Source organism: Terrisporobacter mayombei (assembly GCF_020748465.1).
GTDB classification, from domain to species: Bacteria; Bacillota; Clostridia; order Peptostreptococcales; family Peptostreptococcaceae; genus Terrisporobacter; species Terrisporobacter mayombei.
On the sequence record NZ_JAHZMP010000088.1, the window covers coordinates 1 to 537 of the forward strand.

2 tRNA genes and 2 rRNA genes are annotated in these 537 nt (G+C 45.1%); all 4 read left to right on the top strand.

The features are described 5' to 3' along the window. Positions 1-81 (top strand): 23S ribosomal RNA (locus K0039_RS20465); the annotation flags it as partial. A gap of 132 nt (positions 82-213) precedes the next feature. Beyond that, positions 214-330, top strand: a 5S ribosomal RNA gene (gene rrf / locus K0039_RS20470). A gap of 5 nt (positions 331-335) precedes the next feature. Next, positions 336-410: transfer RNA gene (locus K0039_RS20475), tRNA-Asn, on the top strand. Positions 411-415: 5 nt separating this feature from the next. Beyond that, positions 416-505: transfer RNA gene (locus K0039_RS20480), tRNA-Leu, on the top strand. Positions 506-537: the final 32 nt, after the last annotated feature.

The window sequence follows — 537 nt, forward strand, 5'->3', positions numbered from 1 at the left end:
ACTACATGGTTGATAGGTCAGAGGTGGAAGTGTGGTAACATATGTAGCTTACTGATACTAATAGGTCGAGGACTTGACCAATAAATATAATGGAAACATTAAATGTTAGCAGTTTTGAAAGTACTAACAAAAGTTAATACTTTTAGCAACGGATTTACCTGAAGCGATAGTGGAGGTATATCGTTGGCGATATGTGATTTTTAATAAAGATTATGTGGTTATTATAGCAAAGAGGATACACCTGTTCCCATTCCGAACACAGAAGTTAAGCTCTTGAGCGGCGATGGTATTTGGGGGGTGACCCCCTGGGAGAGTAGCACGTAGCCACGTAATGTTCCAAGGTAGCTCAACGGTGGAGCACTCGGCTGTTAACCGATAGGCTGAGGGTTCGAGTCCCTCCCTTGGAGCCAAAAGTGCCGAAGTGGCGGAACTGGCAGACGCACAGGACTTAAAATCCTGCGAAACTTATACTTTCGTACCGGTTCGATTCCGGTCTTCGGCACCAAATTAATATCGCGGAGTGGAGCAGTTGGCAGC